The organism is uncultured Salegentibacter sp. (genome assembly GCF_963972535.1).
In the GTDB taxonomy this organism is placed as follows: Bacteria; Bacteroidota; Bacteroidia; order Flavobacteriales; family Flavobacteriaceae; genus Salegentibacter.
Genome location: NZ_CAXAVR010000023.1, coordinates 15,653 through 33,719, shown reverse-complemented (window position 1 = coordinate 33,719; position 18,067 = coordinate 15,653). Strand labels below are relative to the sequence as shown.

The following is an 18,067-nucleotide window of genomic DNA, read 5'->3' as shown; positions in this document are numbered from 1 at the left end:
GAAAGCAGCCACCAAACTGTTTCCATATATTTTGATTTATAGGTAACGTATGGATCTTCCATATCTACCCAATAGCCGATTTTTTCGGTAAGATCGTTCCACACATCGGTGTAACGCATTACCGCATTTTTACAGGCTTCGTTATATTTTTCTACGGAAATTTTGGTCCCAATATCTTCTTTGGTAATCCCTAATTCTTTTTCTACACCAAGTTCTACCGGAAGACCATGAGTATCCCAACCGGCTTTACGTTTTACCTGGTATCCTTTTTGAGTTTTATAACGGCAAAAAATATCCTTAATAGCTCGCGCCATTACGTGGTGAATTCCCGGAAGCCCGTTCGCAGAAGGTGGGCCTTCGAAAAACACAAACGCTTCTTTGCCTTCTCGTGTAGAAACACTTTTTTCAAAAATATCGTACTCCTTCCAGTAACTCAAGATTTCCTCAGCTACTTTTGGTAAGTCAAGTCCTTTATATTCAGGGAACTTATTGCTCATTTTTTCAAAATTTCCAATGAGTCGCGAAAATAATCAATTTTAAGAAAAGAGCGGGTTAGAAAAACGGAAAAAGCTAACCCAAAAGAAATTGATACTAAATAAATTCTGAAAGATTTTTAAAAGCATTGAGAATTACGAAAAATGATTAAAAAGTATACCTCAGCGCTAAAATTAAATTTCTACCTGCAGCGGCGATTCCCGAGGAATAAGTTCGGTAACGTTGATCGGTAATATTTTCTAAAGAAGCGGTTGCCAGTAAGTTTTTACTTAGTTCGTATTGACCGGTTAAATTTAGGCTATACCAGGAAGGTGAATAAGGATTTCCGTTATCATCTATAGCATATAAATAGGCTTTACCCTGTTCTGATGGTGCGAGATCTTCATAATCAAATTGCCCATTATATTCCGCAAAAAGATCGAATTTCAATCTTTTTTTGTGCCATATTAAATGTGTATTCCCAAATACAGGAGCCGCGTGCCGTAATGCTGCGGTAGAACCATCTTCCTGCTCTTCTTTTCCTTCGGTTATGCTAATTTTGGAAGTTAATCTTAGTGCAACAGAAAAATCGATTTCTATCCCACTTTCAAATCCGTAAACGTGCGCTTTCGCGGTATTCTGAATCGCCTGTACACGACTTGGTTCTCCCTGGTAATCTATTTCGGTTTCTCCATTTAAATTGAAATCCCTGCGCACCATCGCATCATTTAAATATGTATAAAATGCGGTCGCGATAAAACTGATATTTTCGGCAGGCTTCCAATCAAAACCAAGCTCACTACTGTAAGCATATTCCGGTTTTAAATCTGGATTTGGCACTACTACTGCTCCAGGTTCAGAATCGAAAATTTTCCCCACATCATCTATATTTGGAGCCCTAAAAGCTGTAGAAAGATTCAATCGCCACCCGATAAACCTGTTTTGTTGCCAGTTAATTCCCGCACTTCCGGTTAAAGCTCCGGTATTAATTTTGGCCTCACTAAATGGAAAATCATATAAATTCTCATCAAATTCAGCGTCCACCAAAATATGATTATACCGAAGTCCAGATTGAAAAGAAAGATCTTCCTGGATCTTCCATTGATAGGTGGTATAAGCCGCAATGGATTGCCAGGTAGAACCATCTGGATATCGTGAAGCGGTGATGTTTTCTTCTTCCGTTAAAATATTTTCTGCAAATCCCGTAGAATTCACTTTATTAAAAACATATTCGGCTCCATAAAACAACCGGCTCTCTTCAAAGGTCTTTTCAAAATCGAAATTAACCGAATAAGCATCTACATTTTCTTTGGTGTTGTATAACCAATCTTCACCAAAATCCCGGTTATGACGGCTCTCTTCAAAAAATTGATAAGCAGTTGTCATCTGGGCTTTATCATAGAATGCTCCGTTTCCTTTTTTATTGATCTTAAAATTCCCCATAAACCATTCCTGAGGGCCATAATACCATTCTGCTGTACGCAAATCACCATCGCGCTTTCGGTAAAGCCTGTCAAATCTTGGAAAATCTGATGTGGTAGAATAGATAAGTCCTAAATTTAGGTCCCAATCTTTATGTGGCATAAACTTTACTTTCTGCAGTAAATTAATTTGTTGATATCCGGTTGGCTTTTGCACTCGAGGATCATCATTTGCAACCACTACATCTTCACCATTTTTTCGCACTGCATATTCGTTTCGCAAATATTCATCAGGTCCGTGAGATCCCATTCTTAAATCATCAAAATCTGAAAAGCTAATACTGCTTAAAAATGCCCAATTCTCCAGGCCTATATTCACATCGGCGTGTACGGTTTTTTCATTATTTGCAGAAGCGTAACGGGAGTAAGCACTACCAGAAACCGAAGCTTTATGAGTAAAGGAAAATTTCGGCTTCAAAGTATAAAAATTCATCACCCCGCCAATCGCATCACTTCCATAAACCACCGATCCCGGGCCGAGAATTACCTCGGTATTTTCTACCGCCAGGGGATCTATTGAGATGATATTTTGAAGATTTCCGCTTCTAAAAATCGCGGTATTCATTCGTACTCCGTCTACGGTAATTAAAAGACGGTTCGTAGCAAACCCGCGAATCATTGGACTTCCACCGCCTAACTGACTTTTCTGAACAAAAACCTGACCGCTGCTTTCCAAAAGATCGGCCGAAGTTTGCGGGCTGGCCATAATAATATCATTTGCTGAAAAGCTGACGATCTTCTGCGGAATTTCATCTTTATTCATTTCAAATTTAGCCACCGAAAGCACTACCTGGTCTAGCTCATTACCATCACTTTTTAGATAAACTTTATTATTATTCCGGATTATTTGGGATTTCCTGAGGCTTTTATCGGTGAAGTTTACGTGCTTAAAATGAATAACCTCATCTTTATCAAATACTGAAATATTAGCTACTCCGTCAAAATTAGTTAATACACTTTTAGATTTTTCAGCGTTGTATAAAGCCACGCTGGGAAGTGGCTCATGACTTTCTTCATTCAAAACCTGTATCTGCTGAGCGTAGATACTATTAACCATAAAAAAAAGGAGAATTACTCCTATTATTGAATTTCGCATTTAGCTAAAAATTTCGTTGAGGACGGCAAGTGATTTTGGTTTCTTAAATCCTTCAATATGCAACTCGTAATATATAAGCAGCATATTCAGGAAATTTGCCCGACTTTGTTGATTCAATTTTACCTCATTCAACTTATCAAAATTTATGCCTAATAACTGCCGTAAAACCGCCACGTTTTGACCATCTACGCAGTAATTATTCACGCTATTTATTTCAAAAACGCCATCTAAGAGATTAAAATAAGTGAACTCTTTCGCATCGACGTCAGGATAAAAACCAAGATATCTGGTTAAATTTAATAAGAACAAAAGATGAAAATTGGCGATCTTATCATGCAGATCTAACCACATGAGTGAGTTTTCAAGATACTTAAACAATTGCGGATTGGTTTCTTCTTCCCGAATTGCATTTTTTAAAACTTCTGCCAAAAACATAAGCATCGCACCTTTCACCATATTGGTATGCAGGCTGGTGTAAGTGTGCAACACTTTCGCATCTTTAAGGTACTCCATCTTCCCCTGGTTACGATGATTCGCCACGATCTCCAACTGGGTAAGCAACTGGAATTGCGACGCCTTGAATTTGCCTTTTTTTGATTTCAAGACTCCTTTTAGCATATAGGTTTTTAAACCGTCGCTATAAGTGTAGGCTTTTACAATCAAATCGGCCTCACCATATTTTAAGGCACTAACAACAATTGCCGGAGTGGTAACAAGCATTTTTTAGGAATTTCTTCTCTTCGAAGATAATTAAAAAAGGCCGCTAAAAAAGCGGCCTTAGTTTATCGTTTAAATGATTGAGATCTATACTACTCCCTGGGCAAGCATAGCATCGGCAACTTTTACGAAACCGGCAATATTTGCTCCTTTTACGTAGTCTATATAACCATCTTCTTCTTTTCCAAATTCTACACAACGGTCGTGAATGTTATTCATGATTTCGTGTAACTTCTTATCTACTTCTTCTGAAGTCCAGCTGTAACGCATAGAGTTTTGGCTCATTTCTAATCCTGAAGTGGCAACACCACCCGCATTAGAAGCTTTACCCGGAGAGAAAAGAATTTTTGCTTCTTTAAATACCTCTACAGCCTCTGGAGTACAAGGCATATTAGCACCTTCGCCAACACACATACATCCATTATCTACTAATTTTTTAGCATCAGCTTCTTCAAGTTCGTTCTGTGTTGCACAAGGAAGCGCCACATCACATTTTACTCCCCATGGCGTTTCACCTTCAAAGTATTTAGCTGAAGAATATTCATCTACATATTCACTGATTCTGCCACGTCTAACATTTTTAAGGTCCATGATAAACTGAAGCTTCTCTTCATCAATTCCGGCTTCATCATAAATATATCCTCCAGAATCACTCATGGTTAAGATCTTCGCACCAAATTGCAGTGCTTTCTCTGCAGCATATTGTGCTACGTTTCCAGAACCTGAAACAACTACTGTTTTTCCTTCAAAAGATTCATCTCTTGTTCTTAGCATATTTTGAGCAAAATATACATTCCCGTAACCTGTAGCTTCAGGACGAACGAGGGAACCACCGTAGGAAAGTCCTTTTCCGGTTAAAATTCCTGTGAATTCATTTTGCAATCTCTTGTACTGGCCAAACATATAACCAACTTCACGGGCACCAACTCCAATATCTCCAGCAGGAACATCGGTATCTGGGCCAATATGGCGATAAAGCTCTGTCATAAAGCTCTGGCAGAAACGCATCACCTCGTTATCAGATTTTCCTTTTGGATCAAAATCAGATCCACCTTTTCCTCCACCCATTGGTAAAGTAGTAAGGCTGTTCTTAAATACCTGCTCAAAAGCAAGGAATTTAAGTATACTTAAGTTTACAGAAGGGTGAAAACGCAATCCGCCTTTATAAGGTCCTATTGCTGAATTCATTTGAATTCTAAAACCGCGATTTACTTGAATATTACCTTCATCATCCAACCAGGACACTCTAAACATAATTACTCGCTCTGGCTCTACCATACGTTCCAGCAATTGCATGTTTTGATACTTTTTATTCTCTTCTATAAAAGGAATAATAGTTTCAGAAACTTCGTGCACTGCCTGCATGAATTCCGGTTCGTTTTGATTTCTTTGAGATACTTTATCCAGGAAATCTTGTATATTTTGTTCCATATTGCGTGATACTACAAATAGTTTATAAAAAAAACTGTGTTTTATGTTGCAAATATATGAGTTCTATAAAAAATGACCTCAAATTTTTATCTTTTCATATAATATTAACGTCTCCATTTTAAGAATTTACAGACAGAATGAAATCTATAATTTTTTGTTAAAGTAGTTTTTATATATTTGTTGCTCGCCCAAGTCTGAAGTAATGCACAATTACAAGATATTTTTACCTCTTATTGTTTTTATATTACTGTTCCAGGTAAAGGGATATTCCCAATTTGGGATTGCTCACGAAATTGCTGTTAAAGCAGGGCCGGCTTCTTTTTTTACAGATTACGGGGAACGCTGGAATGTAAAAAACAACCTTAACAATGCGGGTTACGGGATAGGGATTTCCCATTATATGAATTTTGCCTACAAAACCGACTGTCACTACTCCCAGGCGGCTTCTTTTTTCACCAACCACTTTAGAATTAGAAATGAGCTGGATTATTTCTACTCCAAGTTAGAACATTTTGGTCCTGTGGCCAGAAAGAATACTATTGGAGGGCAGTTACTTAGAGCAATGCACGGGGAAAGTGAAATTATTGAAGGCGGGATACACCTGGAATACCATCCTTTTAGAATTCGAGATTTTACGCATTCGGGATATATGTTTTCACCCTATGTAAGTTTAGGCGGCCATTTTGTATCTTATAAAGCTGACGCGTATTCCGACCTTGGTTCATTGGAAAATCCCAAGAATGTATTCCCAACTTTTATTGGCGGAATGGATTTTGAACGCGGTAGCACCTATTCTATAGTTGGCGGGCTTGGTGTTCGTTACCGATTAGGTTTTAGACACGACCTTTTAATTGAAGCCCGCGGACAATATTATGGTAGCGACTGGCTTGACGGATTAAATATTGACGCGCCTCAAAATAAATTCGACGATTATATATTTTGGGTGAATGTTGGCTATGTTTATTATATCAACTTTCAATAGCATTTGAAGAAATAATTCTACCACCCAATTCTTTTAATTCTACTTTAGCTTTTTCAAAATTTTCCACGTTTAACGTGCGTGTAGCATCCTCTATTATGGTCGCTTTAAAACCTTCTTTAATTGCATCTTTAGCGGTAAAATGCACACAAATTTCAGCAGCAAGTCCGCAGAAATAAAGGTCTTCTGCATTTTTTTCTTTTAAATACCCAGAAAGCCCAGTGGATTTTAAATGCTGATTATCGTAAAAAGCGCTGTAGCTGTCTATTTCTGGATTGGTGCCTTTTCTAAAAATGGCTTCAATTTTTGAAGTTTTTAAATCTCTATGAAATTCGGCGCCAACGGTATTTTGCACACAATGCTCTGGCCACATTACCTGTTCTATTCCGTTAAGATCAATAGTTTCAAACTCTTTTTTTCCTTTGTGGCTACTGGCAAAACTGGCGTGGCCGTTTGGATGCCAATCCTGGGAAACAATTATCAAATCAAAGTTTCCCTGAATTTTATTGATCACCGGGATAATTTCATCTCCATTAGGTACAGCAAGCGAACCACCTGGCATAAAATCGTTTTGAGGATCTATAATAATCAAAGTTTTCATAACTAATTTTTAAAAGATGCTATTAATTTATCGCGTTCGGTTTTTAATGTTTCACTAATTCCCACTTTATATATATGCGGATTGTTAAAACGCTTATATTCTATAGAAAGTTCAGCCAGACGGTTTTTACTATATTCTGCGATTTCCTGAAGCGATTTCTTTTCCAGTTTATTCTTCCCGTTTTCCATAACCGGTTTCAACAGTGCTTCTTTTTCTAAACCATCAACTTTCATTTGTTTATAAGGCTCAAATGGATGAATCATATTTTTAATATTTTCTTCTTCAAAAAGAGTCACCAAATCTCCGCCCACGCAGTTGCCTTCAGCATCTCTTAAACGATATACCTGTTTTTTATGCGGAAGCGTAACCTTTACAATACTTTCTGAAATTTTGATTCTTGGTTTTCCGTTGGAATAAGCCAGTTTGTAAACTCCGTCTAAAGCAGCATCAGGACTTCCAATAACAAGATTGGTACCCACACCAAAAACATCTATCCTGGCGCCTTGTTCCAGCAAACTTTTAATTACATTTTCTTCTAATTGATTGGAAGCTGCAATTTTCACGTAATCGAGTCCGGCCTCGTCCAGCATTTTTCTGCTTTGCTTAGAGAGATAAGCTAAATCTCCACTATCAAGCCTAATAGCCATCAATTTTTCGCCGCGATCTTCCATTTCCTTGGCGACTGTAATCGCGTTTGGTACACCACTTTTAAGCGTATCGTAAGTATCTACCAGCAGAACACAATCTTTTGGTCTACCCTCAGCAAAATCCCTAAATGCAGTGATTTCATCATCATAACTCTGAATAAAAGAATGCGCCATGGTTCCCGAAACCGGAATATTAAAATCTCTTCCTGCAATTACATTACTGGTCCCGTTAAAACCTCCAATAATTGCGGCACGAGTGGCATAATAACCCCCAGGTCCCTGCGCTCTTCTTAAACCAAAATCCAGTAAAGTTCTTTCTCCTGAAACCAGTTTAATTCGGCTGGCTTTAGTAGCTATTAAAGTTTGAAAATTGAGTAAATTAAGTAGGATGGTTTCAATAATTTGCGCTTCAATAATATTGGCTTCTACCTGCAAAATAGGCCGTGTGGGAAAAACCACGTCCCCTTCCTGAACCGAATAAATATTTCCGTGGAATTTAAAATCTTTGAGATATTGCAGGAAATCATCATCAAAATCCTGTTTTTTAAGGTACTCCAGGTCTTTATCGTTGAATTTTAAATTTTCAATGATCTTCAGTAAATCCTGAAGTCCGGCAAAAATCGCGTACCCACCGTTATAAGGAAGTTTTCTGAAATAATAATCAAAAATTGCGGTGTGGTCTTTTTGGCCCTTTTTAAAATACACCTGTGACATCGCCAGTTGATACTGATCGGTATAAGTAGCGGAGAAATCTAGCATAGCTTGGTTGGTTTACATTTCAGCAAGCATAGTTTCGTAAATCTCGAGATCTGCTTCACTGAATAGCACAAATTTAAGCTTTTGCAAATGTTTAAGTTCAGGGATTTCGGCTAAAATTGTATTAAAACTGATCTTTGTCGCTTCTTTTATAGGGTAACCAAAAGCGCCGGTAGAAATTGCAGGAAAAGCAACAGACTTTACTTTCTTCTCTTCTGTTCGTTTTAAAACATTTTTATAGCAATTTTCGAGCAGCTTATTTTCAGGCTTGTCTTTACCGTAAACAGGTCCCAAACAATGAATTACATACTTATTAGGTAAATTATAAGCGTCGGTAATTACTGCTTCGCCGGGAGCGATAGGCGCAAGAGGTTTGCATTCTTCATAAAGTTTTGGGCCGGCAGCACGATGAATTGCCCCTGCAACGCCGCCACCAGTGGTGAGTTGTGCATTGGCAGCATTTACCACAGCTTCTACATTGGGTAGATTAGCTATATCTCCTTGAAAAACTTCAATTTCAATATTCTGGATAGTTTTTTTCATAACTCTGATTTCTTATTCAGAAATTACAAAAATTTAATAAAAGACGAAAGGTTTAGGCCTGCCGCTCCAGAGCTAAATAATGAGTGGTTCTGTCATTTATCAAGGGAATAACGCTAATCTCGCACTTATAAGGAGTTTTATCTTTTTTATAGTTTACCAAAATTTCAGTAAAAGGTTCATCTCGTGATAGTTTGTGTTTAATTCGGTTTAAAACAGCCCTGTCGGTTTCTTTTCCCTGTAAAAAATGGGGTGTTTTATTTATCGCAAATTTGCTGCTATAACCAGTCATATCGGTAAAACCCTCGCTCACCCACTGGATTTTGGCTTCCTGATTTGTTAAAACCAAAGCATCAAAAGATTTGTTTTGAAATACTTCTTTCCAGTTGTTTTTCCATTCGAATTTTTTGGCTAATTTTTTAAACGACTTAATTGCTTTTTCCTGTTTTAAATTCAATAGTTGTTCTGCAAAATGCTCGTTATAAATATCCCAGCTGCGAAGAGGCATCACCTTAATATCAGAAACAGTAATTTCGTCTTCAATTTCTTCATATTCTTCCTGGCTTAAAGAGGAAAGATAAATATCAAGACACTGCATATTCATTAGATTCTTCTTCATAGTCTTTTTTTTAGCTGTGAACAAATTCAGGTTTTATTTCGCAATCTATTTAACAAACAAAACTACCTAAAATCTTATTCAACACTCTTTAAATCAACGTTAATGTTGAGTTTTTAGAAGAAATACCTCAACAATTAACAAACGTCTATTTTCCTTATTTCATAAAAAAACAGGAAGTGATAATTTTCTAAAAAAATCATCTCAAAAAACGGCTCATGTAATGCCATTTTATAACGCATTTGGGCTTAAAACTAAGAGCCGCAAAAGCTTTTGCAATATTCTGAATAAGTTGTACTTTCGGGTTTTTCTAATATTTTTGATATGTCCCAATTCTGGCTGTACTTTAGATTAGGTCTGGAACACGTTCTTGACTGGCAGGCTTACGACCATATTTTATTTCTTATTGTACTTGTTGCCGCTTATACCTTTAGCAGCTGGAAACGAATTCTATGGCTGGTAACCCTATTTACCATTGGCCACACTTTAGCTTTATTTCTTTCGGTTTACGAAATTGTAAAAGTAGATTCCGCCTGGGTAGAATTGTTAATTCCTATTACAATTATTCTCACCGCTCTTTACAATATTATCACAGCCAGTAAAAAAGAACGTAATAAAAATCATAATCCGTTATATTTTACAACGGTTTTCTTCGGCTTAATTCATGGACTTGGATTTTCTTCATATTTTAAAATGGTGGCTTCAAATACAGAAAGCAAATTTCTACCACTTTTAGAATTCGCACTTGGTATAGAAGCTGCACAGGTTATTGTAGTTATTGCTGTAATAATTCTTGGTTTTATTGCCCAAAATATCTTCTCGGTTTCCAAAAGGGACTGGATCTTAGTAACTTCAGCCATAGTAATTGGTATTATTTTACCAATTCTCCAGGAAAATTTTCAGGCTATTCAATAAATTAGTGAATTAAAAATAAGGCGAAAAATTTCGCCTAAAAAAGCCGGATTATACCGCTAATATGGATAAGAAAAAACAATTAAAGTACGATAAGGCATATTTGAGAATTGCCCGCGAATGGAGTAAATTATCGCATTGTAAAAGAAAGCAGGTTGGCGCAGTTATTGTAAAAGATAGAATGATAATTTCTGATGGTTACAACGGCACTCCAACAGGATTTGAAAATTATTGTGAAGATGACGAAGGTTACACAAAATGGTACGTGCTGCACGCTGAAGCCAATGCTATTTTAAAAGTTGCAGGATCTACGCAATCCTGTAATGGCGCAACACTTTATATCACAATGTCTCCCTGTAAAGAATGCAGTAAATTAATTCACCAGGCAGGAATTACCAGGTTGGTTTATCATATAGATTATAAAGATAATTCCGGACTGGATTTTCTTGAAAAAGCAGGAGTCACCCTTGAACAAATTAACGATTTAGAAGATTGAATACCAGGCAAAAAATATTAATTCCTATTCTTCTTGCTACAGCTTGCGCCGCCGGCGTTTTGCTGGGCGGAAAACTGGATTTTTCTTCTTCTGATGCCCTTTTTTCTTCAAATCCCAAAAAACAAAAACTCAACCGACTTATAGACTACATTGACTATGAGTATGTAGACGATGTAAATACCGATAGTATTGTAGATATTACGGTTAATAGAATTCTTGAAAATCTTGATCCGCATTCGGTATATATTCCAAAAGAAGAATATGCCGGCGTAGTAGAAAATATGCAGGGCGATTTTGTAGGCATTGGGGTTAGTTTTTATAACGTTAACGATACCGTAGTGGTAATACAGGCCCTGGAAGGCGGGCCCAGTGAAAAAATAGGAATTCGCGGTGGCGACCGTATTTTATATGCCGATGGCACTCCCCTTTTTAATAAAGATATTACTAACGATTCGCTTACAAAACACCTAAAAGGAGAAGAAGATTCTCGCGTAATACTTAAAGTTAAAAGAAAAGGAATCAAGGATTTACTCACCTTTAAAGTGAAGCGGGGCCGTGTACCGCTAAAAAGTGTAGATGCCGCTTATATGTTATCGCCAGATTTAGGTTATATTAAAGTGAACAGGTTTTCTGAAACTACCTATAAAGAATTTCAAAACGCCTTGAAAAAGCTCAAGAAAGAAGGCGCTAATCAAATAGCCTTGGACCTTAGAGACAATCCTGGCGGTTATCTTTCAGAAGCGATTAAGATTGTAGACGAATTCCTGGAAGACGATAAATTAATTCTTTACACCAAAAATAAAAGCGGCTCGGTTGAAGAAACTTTTTCCCGAAGAAAAGGTCTTTTAGAGAATGGAGATCTTTTTGTTCTTATTAATGAAAATTCAGCTTCGGCAAGTGAAGTCGTGGCCGGCGCACTACAGGATAACGACCGCGGTACCATTGTAGGTCGTAGATCTTACGGTAAAGGCCTTGTGCAACGTGAAATGGATTTGGGCGATGGTAGCGCGGTAAGATTAACCATTGCACGATATTACACCCCAACGGGCCGTTCTATACAAAAGCCATATGATAACGGTAATGAGAGCTATTTTAAAGATTATATGCGACGCTATAAAAATGGGGAGCTCAATAGCGCCGACAGCATAAATGTAGATGATTCACTTAGGTACGAAACACCTAAAGGAAAAGTGGTTTATGGCGGCGGAGGGATAATTCCCGATGTGTTTATTCCGCAAGACAGTGATAATGAAAGAAACAATATAAAGCTTCTTTTACACGGCGGGTATATGAGTCGGTTTATATTTAATGTCCTCGAAGAAAACCGTACTTTTTACAATAATGTAAAGCGGGAAGAGTTTGATGAAAAAGTTACAATCTCTAACGAAATGGTGCAGGATTTTATAAGATTTGTTCGAAATGGAAATATTAGGCTTAATGTAAATAACCATACCACTTTATTAAAGCAATATCTAAAAGCGGTAATTGCCCAACAGCTCTACGGCACCACGGCTTTTGAAAAACTAATTAATGAAAATGATCCTGCCATTGAGAAAATTCTTGAATTATCGCAAAAAAATTAATAGCTTGCATGCGTGAGTGCGAATCATGAAAACTTTATAATTTTTTTAACCGTTTCCCCGCTATTTTTCTTCATAATTGCGGTGAGTTTCCGGCTTTTAGATAATAGCGCATTACTCTTTTTACAAAAGGATATTTTGGTTACTTCTGCAAATGTTTCGGTTACTTCTATTAAAAATCAGATTAAAAAAACTCAGGATAAAGAATTCAAAGAGAAATTAAGGCTTGCCCTTCTTTATAGAAGATTGCATCGTACCTGCTTAATTCTAATGCTACTTTCTATTCCTTTAATGGTTACCGGCTATTTTATGCTATAAAAGCTTATCGTGTACTTTTGTATGCTCTCCTTTCCAGAAACTTAAAATATCTGTAGCTACACTTGCACCACTACCACAGGCTATAGAAAATTGACTGCGCCAACCGGCGAGGCTACCGGCTACATACAATCCCGGTTTTACTAAATGATCTTCATTTTTTAACTGAATACGATCTTTAGAAGCTTTAGCTTTTTTATGCGGAATCACTTCCTCTTCCAAACCTTTAATTCTAAAAGGACTTGTGTAGCCTGTTGCCAGCACTACATTTTCGGCTTCGTATGTATTTTTGTTGGTAATTACACTGAAACCTTCAGTTAAATGAATAATCTCTTTTACTTTTTCTTTCGCTAATTGTTCAATTTCAGGATATTGTTCTTCCAAATGTAGAATTCCTTCTGTTAGAATTTGTTGTCCTGAAGTTCCCGGCACAACTCCCAAAACATTATTTAAGAGCGCCGAATTTAAATGCGAAGCTTTTTGGTGAGTAAGCAGGCCTACCTTTTTATTGGCAATAATATTATTTTGCAGTGCAGATCCTAAGATAAGTGCGCAAGACATTCCTGCCGCGCCACCGCCAATAATAAGAACATCAAATTTCATATTAAGAATTATGCTTTTTCGCAATACTTCTGGAGGTTAATAAAATCCCCATAAGAATAATTACGCAAAGGCTTCCAACAATAACCAGTACAGCGGTTGCGCTATCGCCTTTTAAAAGATCATCAAAATTTAAAACGGTTGCACTGTAACCAATTATGACTACAGCTAAAAAAATTACGGTATAAATAAATAACTTCATGAAAATAAACTCTGAATGTTTGTAGCGAATAATTTTACGGCAATAGCCAGCAAAATTACGCCGAATACTTTTCTAATTACACTAATTCCCTGGCTACCTAAAACTTTCTCCATTTTGGTAGAAGATTTTAGTACCACGTATACAAAGATAATATTGATAAGTATAGCTACAATGATATTTACCGTTTCATATTCTGCCTGAAGCGAAACCAGGGTAGTAAGTGTACCTGCGCCAGCAATTAAGGGAAACGCAAGCGGAACTACAGAAGCGGTTTCAGGTTCATCGTCTTTATAAAGTGTAATTCCTAAAATCATTTCCAGAGCCAGGAAGAACAGGATAAACGCCCCTGCCACGGCAAATGAGTTTACGTCTATCCCAATTAAATTCAAAATCTCCTTCCCAACAAACAGGAATACAATCATAATAATACCTGCGACCACCGAAGCTTTTTCACTTTGAATATGGCCTACTTTTCTTCTCAGGTCTATAATAATAGGGATACTTCCAATAATATCAATCACCGCAAAAAGAATCATTCCGGCGGTAAAAATTTGTTTTGCATCGAGTAATTTCCACATAACTCAGTTTTTGAAAAATTTTGCGCAAAATTAATTTTTAAAAACACAGCATCAAGGAATTAACAGGTAAAATTTTTATTAAAATTGAGGTGTTCTTTTATAGTGATTTCAACGCAGATTAATTTCAACTTAAAGCGCTAAATATTTTAGATAACATTTGCCAAAAAATACCCATAATCAGGTATTTGAAGCATATTCAAATTAAAATATTTTTACCCTTCCCCACACCCCATTTCCTTAATTCAAGTACTTTTTTTTAAGAAATAAGAAGATATTCTTGTAGATATTTTATGTTAAATTTTTAAATCCACGAATTTTAAAGATGAAAAGAAGTTTAAATATTCTAATTGTATGTGCAGTTTTGTTCAGTTTTGCAAATATCCATGCACAGGAAGCTATTTCTATAAATGAAAATTCAGCAAAAGAAAAGAAGCTTAGACCAATAAGAATTGGCGCCAAAATTGGTTTTCCCACTATTATTGGTGGAAACCTTGAATATGTAACGCCACTTCTTAATAAAAAATTAGCGGTTAGTGTAGACTATTCTAATATAAAGTCTGATTGGCTCGTTGGAGAAGAGCAAGTAGACGCATCTAATAATGACGAACTTAATTACACCTACATAGAAGGCGGATTAAATTATTATTTCTTTAAACCCGGTAGAGGTTTATATGGAGGCTTAAGCTATGGCAATATTAATATTAAAGGAACTGTTCACTATGAAGATTCCAGGGATATTTTAGATGCTTCTCACGGTTCAGTGAATATTAAGTTGGGTGCAAAACTAGGTGGTTTATTCTATTTTAGACCCGAAGTAGGTTACTCTTTCTCCTCTTTACCAGACCATGTAGAAGCCACAAAGGTGTATAACGATGGCAGCAGGGAAACTATAAATTTTGAATTTGATTCTGAAGTGAAACCCTATAATTTACTATTTTCTGGGCTCATGGCCAACATAGGAATAGGTTTTGCCTTTTAAAAATTTTGGCTTTTTCATTCATAAAACCGAATTTTTTAATTTTGACTATCTATTTTTTGAAATTATCGCTGAAAATTTCAGGTTGAAAAAATCATAATAGAAATTTTAGGTAAAACTTTCTAAATCAAACAAGTTAAATTTATATTTGCGGCTATGTTTCAAATAGGAAAAACCATAGTTTCAGAAGAGATCTTAACCAAAGATTTTGTGTGTAACCTTTCGGCTTGCAAAGGTGCTTGCTGTGTAGACGGCGATGCCGGGGCACCGGTAACACCAGAAGAACGTCAAATTCTAGACGAAATTTACCCCAAAGTAAAACCTTATTTGAGACAAAAAGGGATAGATGCCATAGAAAAACAAGGCACCTACATCACCACCGATCTTGACGAAATTGAAACTCCGTTAATAGATGGCGCCGATTGTGCCTACGTTACTTTTGATGATAACGGCATTGCGCTCTGCGGAATTGAAGAAGCCTACAACCAGGGGGATATTGATTTTAAAAAACCTATTTCCTGCCACTTATACCCAATTAGGATCCAGGAATACTCAGAATTTTCTGCGGTAAATTATCATAAATGGCAAATTTGTGATGATGCCTGCAGTTTGGGTGCCGAACTTCAGGTACCGGTTTATAAATTCACCAAAGACGCACTTATTAGAAAATTTGGCGAAGATTGGTACAATCAACTGGAAGCAGCCGCTAAAGACCTTTAAATACTGAAATTACTTCTTATCCATTTGATTGGCAGGATATTATTTTAAATATTCTAAAAGATTTCGTATATTCAATTTTTGAATTTCACCCCTAATTTATCCGGTGCTCACCCTCTAAACCGGTATTTAGTTATTCCCCTACATTTTAAATTTTCGCCCCTAACCCTAAGCATTTACTCGATAATCGGGATTTAAATGCTCCGAGGCCTGCCTCGAAAATTAAACAATGGTTTTAATGAATGCCTTGGGCCTGGTTCAAGGTAGTTTAGTTACAATTTATTGATAACCTAAAATTTATATTATGAAAAAACTTATTCTATTAGGGTGCTCTCTTTTATTATGTGTTTCTACTACAGAGGCCCAATTTTTAAAGAAATTAAAAGAAAAGGTAGAAAAAAAAGTTGAACATGCAGTTACTGAAAATATTTCTAATAAAGCTGCAAATGAAGCTAACAAGTCTCTCAACAAAATGTGGGAAACCGATCTTAAAAATAGCCCTATCCCAATGGGTGCTAACCGGGTAGATGTTAGTGAAGTTCCGCAATCTTACGATTTTAACTGGGAGTACCAGTTAAATATGGAAACTAAAGATGGAAATGTGGATATGACCTATCTTCTTAAAGAAGATGCACCCTATTTTGGAATGCGGGTGCCGCAAGCCGAAGGTATGTTTATGGTGCTGGATATGGATAGGAAACTTACCGTTATGTACCTCTCTTCAGATGACACTAACTTTATTACCGCCAGTAAAATAAACCTTGACAATACTGAAGAAGAAACTAATCCTTACGAAAATTCAGAATTAAAGAAAATTGGCACAAAAAATATTCTGGGGTATGAATGCCAGGGCTATGAAACCGAAACAGAAGAACACAAGTTTACCTTTTACCTCACCCGGGAAGCTCCTATTAGTTTTGCCAACATGTATAGTGACGAAAAAAGCAATATTCCAAAAGGTTGGAATGCAGACTGGCTAGAAGATGGCGATGCTTTAATGATGGAAATGATAATGATAGACAAAAATAATAGCGATCATAATACCACTATGCGTTGTACCGGCCTTGAGAAAAAATCTTTTTCAATAAATAAAGAAAATTATGCTGCCCTGGGCGCATCTAAATAATATATAAGATTATGGAGAATTCAAACACACACCAATCCAACGAAGCGAAAAGTACTTTTGACCCTAAAACCATAGCTATTATTGCCTATTTAACCATTATTGGGCTGGTGGTAGCCTTTGTTTTAAATAACGATAAAAAAGACGAATTTGCAGCATTTCACATTAAACAATCCCTGGGATTGGTAATACTTAGTTTAGGGCTTTTTATTATTGGAATGATCCCAATATTGGGATGGATTCTAAGTTTTCTCGGTTCCATATTCCTGCTGTATTTATGGATAATGGGGCTTATAAATGCTGTTAATCATACAACAAAACCGGTACCTATACTTGGGCATCAGTTTGAGAAATAGTTTGCTAATATTTAAAAAATGAAAAATTTATTTATAAACTTAATAGTCTGTTTTCTGTTTAGTTTTAATGCGCTTTCTCAAAATCTAATTGAAACTAAGGTAGAAAACTGGGAATATGGTAGTGCCAAAATTGGAGTGCTGGATTTTATTTCAGGTAGTGTCCAGGAATTTGGTGGTATAGACAAAAATGGAAATCTAACGATTGAATTACAACCAAATTTTCTTCAGAAAATGAAAGCACAAATGGAGAAAGAACAGGAAAAATCTCCAGAAGGTTGGCAGGCATCTTTAAAAACCGTTTCCGGAACCTTCTCCTGCTTATCTGGCGGTTTATCATATAATAATGGAGAAACCAACTTAAGCAGCTTACCAAAACAGCTTGTGGTGTTTAAAGGAAAGAAAGAAATTTTGGGTTTACTTATGCCCGCCTCCAAAAAAGCTATTGCAGATTATTTCTTTACTTACGGTGAAGAAAATAGCGGTACGGGGAAGTACTTAGAATGGACATATCTTGACGAACCGGCTACTGTAAAAGGCACCTGCATGAATACAACTTTCACCCAGGCTCAAAATGAAAGTTTTAAAACTTCAGAAAATTATTCTTTAGAGCTAATAAAAGGATGGAATCTTATTGAATACCATATTACTGAAGTTTTTGAAGATTCTTCAGGAAAAATTTATCCTAAAACTACAGAGATACAACAAATTGAAAATACCCCTTCAGAAATTAACTGGTATTTTTCTTCAGAAAAGTAAGATTGTAAATTTACGCCCCCAATAGTAATCTATATGGGGGTTTTAACGTTTGTTTTATTTCATACTTTTCAACATATATAAATCATATTTCTTACGATATTAGCCATATCAGGCTATA

21 protein-coding genes are annotated in these 18,067 nt (G+C 36.4%); 10 read left to right on the top strand and 11 right to left on the bottom strand.

Annotation, left to right across the window (positions count from 1 at the left end):
* The 4 genes from AACZ30_RS05055 to gdhA form a co-directional block, all read right to left on the bottom strand.
* A partial coding sequence (locus AACZ30_RS05055; protein ID WP_339648081.1) for a class I tRNA ligase family protein occupies positions 1 to 497 on the bottom strand: 497 nt, incomplete at its 3' end.
* A gap of 145 nt (positions 498 to 642) precedes the next feature.
* Positions 643 to 3,051: a TonB-dependent receptor gene (locus AACZ30_RS05050; RefSeq protein ID WP_339648080.1), complete on the bottom strand. Its 2,409-nt coding sequence runs from the start codon at positions 3,049 to 3,051 to the stop codon at positions 643 to 645.
* A complete protein-coding gene (gene recO / locus AACZ30_RS05045) occupies positions 3,052 to 3,771 on the bottom strand; it encodes a DNA repair protein RecO (RefSeq protein ID WP_339648079.1) in 720 nt (239 codons plus the stop codon).
* 84 nt (positions 3,772 to 3,855) lie between these two features.
* Complete coding sequence (gene gdhA, locus AACZ30_RS05040) at positions 3,856 to 5,199, bottom strand: NADP-specific glutamate dehydrogenase (RefSeq protein WP_339648078.1); 1,344 nt, start codon at positions 5,197 to 5,199, stop codon at positions 3,856 to 3,858.
* Between the two features lie 202 nt (positions 5,200 to 5,401).
* Here gdhA and AACZ30_RS05035 point away from each other — a divergent pair, with 202 nt between their 5' ends.
* Positions 5,402 to 6,181 carry a glutamate dehydrogenase gene (locus AACZ30_RS05035; protein WP_339648077.1) on the top strand — a complete coding sequence of 260 codons (780 nt, stop codon included), beginning with the start codon at positions 5,402 to 5,404 and terminating at the stop codon, positions 6,179 to 6,181.
* Here the strand turns inward: AACZ30_RS05035 and pncA are convergent.
* The 4 genes from pncA to AACZ30_RS05015 are packed head-to-tail and all read right to left on the bottom strand — an operon-like array spanning position 6,168 to position 9,341.
* Complete coding sequence (gene pncA / locus AACZ30_RS05030) at positions 6,168 to 6,779, bottom strand: bifunctional nicotinamidase/pyrazinamidase (RefSeq protein ID WP_339648075.1); 612 nt, start codon at positions 6,777 to 6,779, stop codon at positions 6,168 to 6,170. The two genes, AACZ30_RS05035 and pncA, sit on opposite strands and share 14 nt — an antisense overlap.
* 2 nt (positions 6,780 to 6,781) lie before the next feature.
* On the bottom strand, positions 6,782 to 8,185 hold the full coding sequence (locus AACZ30_RS05025; RefSeq protein ID WP_339648073.1) for a nicotinate phosphoribosyltransferase: 1,404 nt from the start codon (positions 8,183 to 8,185) through the stop codon (positions 6,782 to 6,784).
* 12 nt (positions 8,186 to 8,197) lie between these two features.
* On the bottom strand, positions 8,198 to 8,725 hold the full coding sequence (locus AACZ30_RS05020; RefSeq protein ID WP_339648072.1) for a macro domain-containing protein: 528 nt from the start codon (positions 8,723 to 8,725) through the stop codon (positions 8,198 to 8,200).
* A gap of 52 nt (positions 8,726 to 8,777) precedes the next feature.
* On the bottom strand, positions 8,778 to 9,341 hold the full coding sequence (locus AACZ30_RS05015) for a PAS domain-containing protein (RefSeq protein ID WP_339648071.1): 564 nt from the start codon (positions 9,339 to 9,341) through the stop codon (positions 8,778 to 8,780).
* A gap of 321 nt (positions 9,342 to 9,662) precedes the next feature.
* On the opposite strand from AACZ30_RS05015, the gene AACZ30_RS05010 reads away from it, so the two are divergent.
* From AACZ30_RS05010 to AACZ30_RS04995, 4 genes are all read left to right on the top strand, one after another.
* Positions 9,663 to 10,253, top strand: coding sequence for a HupE/UreJ family protein (locus AACZ30_RS05010; protein WP_339648070.1), 591 nt, complete (start codon positions 9,663 to 9,665; stop codon positions 10,251 to 10,253).
* A 61-nt stretch (positions 10,254 to 10,314) separates the two neighbouring features.
* Entirely contained in the window at positions 10,315 to 10,746 is a 432-nt protein-coding gene (locus AACZ30_RS05005; protein ID WP_075325228.1) for a dCMP deaminase family protein, read from the top strand.
* Positions 10,743 to 12,329, top strand: coding sequence for a S41 family peptidase (locus tag AACZ30_RS05000; RefSeq protein ID WP_339648068.1), 1,587 nt, complete (start codon positions 10,743 to 10,745; stop codon positions 12,327 to 12,329). Before AACZ30_RS05005 ends, AACZ30_RS05000 begins: the two co-directional genes overlap by 4 nt.
* 12 nt (positions 12,330 to 12,341) lie before the next feature.
* Complete coding sequence (locus AACZ30_RS04995) at positions 12,342 to 12,644, top strand: hypothetical protein (protein ID WP_075325230.1); 303 nt, start codon at positions 12,342 to 12,344, stop codon at positions 12,642 to 12,644.
* On the opposite strand, the gene AACZ30_RS04990 is transcribed toward AACZ30_RS04995, so the two are convergent.
* From AACZ30_RS04990 to AACZ30_RS04980, 3 genes are read right to left on the bottom strand one after another with little or no spacing between them, the layout of a single operon-like run.
* Entirely contained in the window at positions 12,639 to 13,244 is a 606-nt protein-coding gene (locus tag AACZ30_RS04990; RefSeq protein ID WP_339648066.1) for an FAD-dependent oxidoreductase, read from the bottom strand. The genes AACZ30_RS04995 and AACZ30_RS04990 overlap by 6 nt on opposite strands.
* Position 13,245: 1 nt before the next feature.
* Complete coding sequence (locus tag AACZ30_RS04985) at positions 13,246 to 13,443, bottom strand: hypothetical protein (RefSeq protein WP_075325232.1); 198 nt, start codon at positions 13,441 to 13,443, stop codon at positions 13,246 to 13,248.
* A complete protein-coding gene (locus AACZ30_RS04980) occupies positions 13,440 to 14,021 on the bottom strand; it encodes a MarC family protein (RefSeq protein WP_075325233.1) in 582 nt (193 codons plus the stop codon). The genes AACZ30_RS04985 and AACZ30_RS04980 overlap by 4 nt, the downstream gene beginning before the upstream one ends.
* Before the next feature lie 322 nt (positions 14,022 to 14,343).
* On the opposite strand from AACZ30_RS04980, the gene AACZ30_RS04975 reads away from it, so the two are divergent.
* The 5 genes from AACZ30_RS04975 (at position 14,344) to AACZ30_RS04955 (ending at position 17,949) form a co-directional block, all read left to right on the top strand.
* A complete protein-coding gene (locus AACZ30_RS04975; protein ID WP_339648064.1) occupies positions 14,344 to 15,000 on the top strand; it encodes a hypothetical protein in 657 nt (218 codons plus the stop codon).
* A 153-nt stretch (positions 15,001 to 15,153) separates the two neighbouring features.
* A complete protein-coding gene (locus tag AACZ30_RS04970; protein WP_075325235.1) occupies positions 15,154 to 15,717 on the top strand; it encodes a DUF3109 family protein in 564 nt (187 codons plus the stop codon).
* 301 nt (positions 15,718 to 16,018) lie between these two features.
* Positions 16,019 to 16,840, top strand: coding sequence for a DUF4412 domain-containing protein (locus AACZ30_RS04965; protein ID WP_339648062.1), 822 nt, complete (start codon positions 16,019 to 16,021; stop codon positions 16,838 to 16,840).
* 11 nt (positions 16,841 to 16,851) lie between these two features.
* Positions 16,852 to 17,193: a hypothetical protein gene (locus AACZ30_RS04960; RefSeq protein ID WP_339648060.1), complete on the top strand. Its 342-nt coding sequence runs from the start codon at positions 16,852 to 16,854 to the stop codon at positions 17,191 to 17,193.
* A gap of 18 nt (positions 17,194 to 17,211) precedes the next feature.
* Positions 17,212 to 17,949, top strand: a complete 738-nt coding sequence (locus AACZ30_RS04955; protein WP_339648059.1) for a hypothetical protein — start codon at positions 17,212 to 17,214, stop codon at positions 17,947 to 17,949.
* Positions 17,950 to 18,067: the final 118 nt, after the last annotated feature.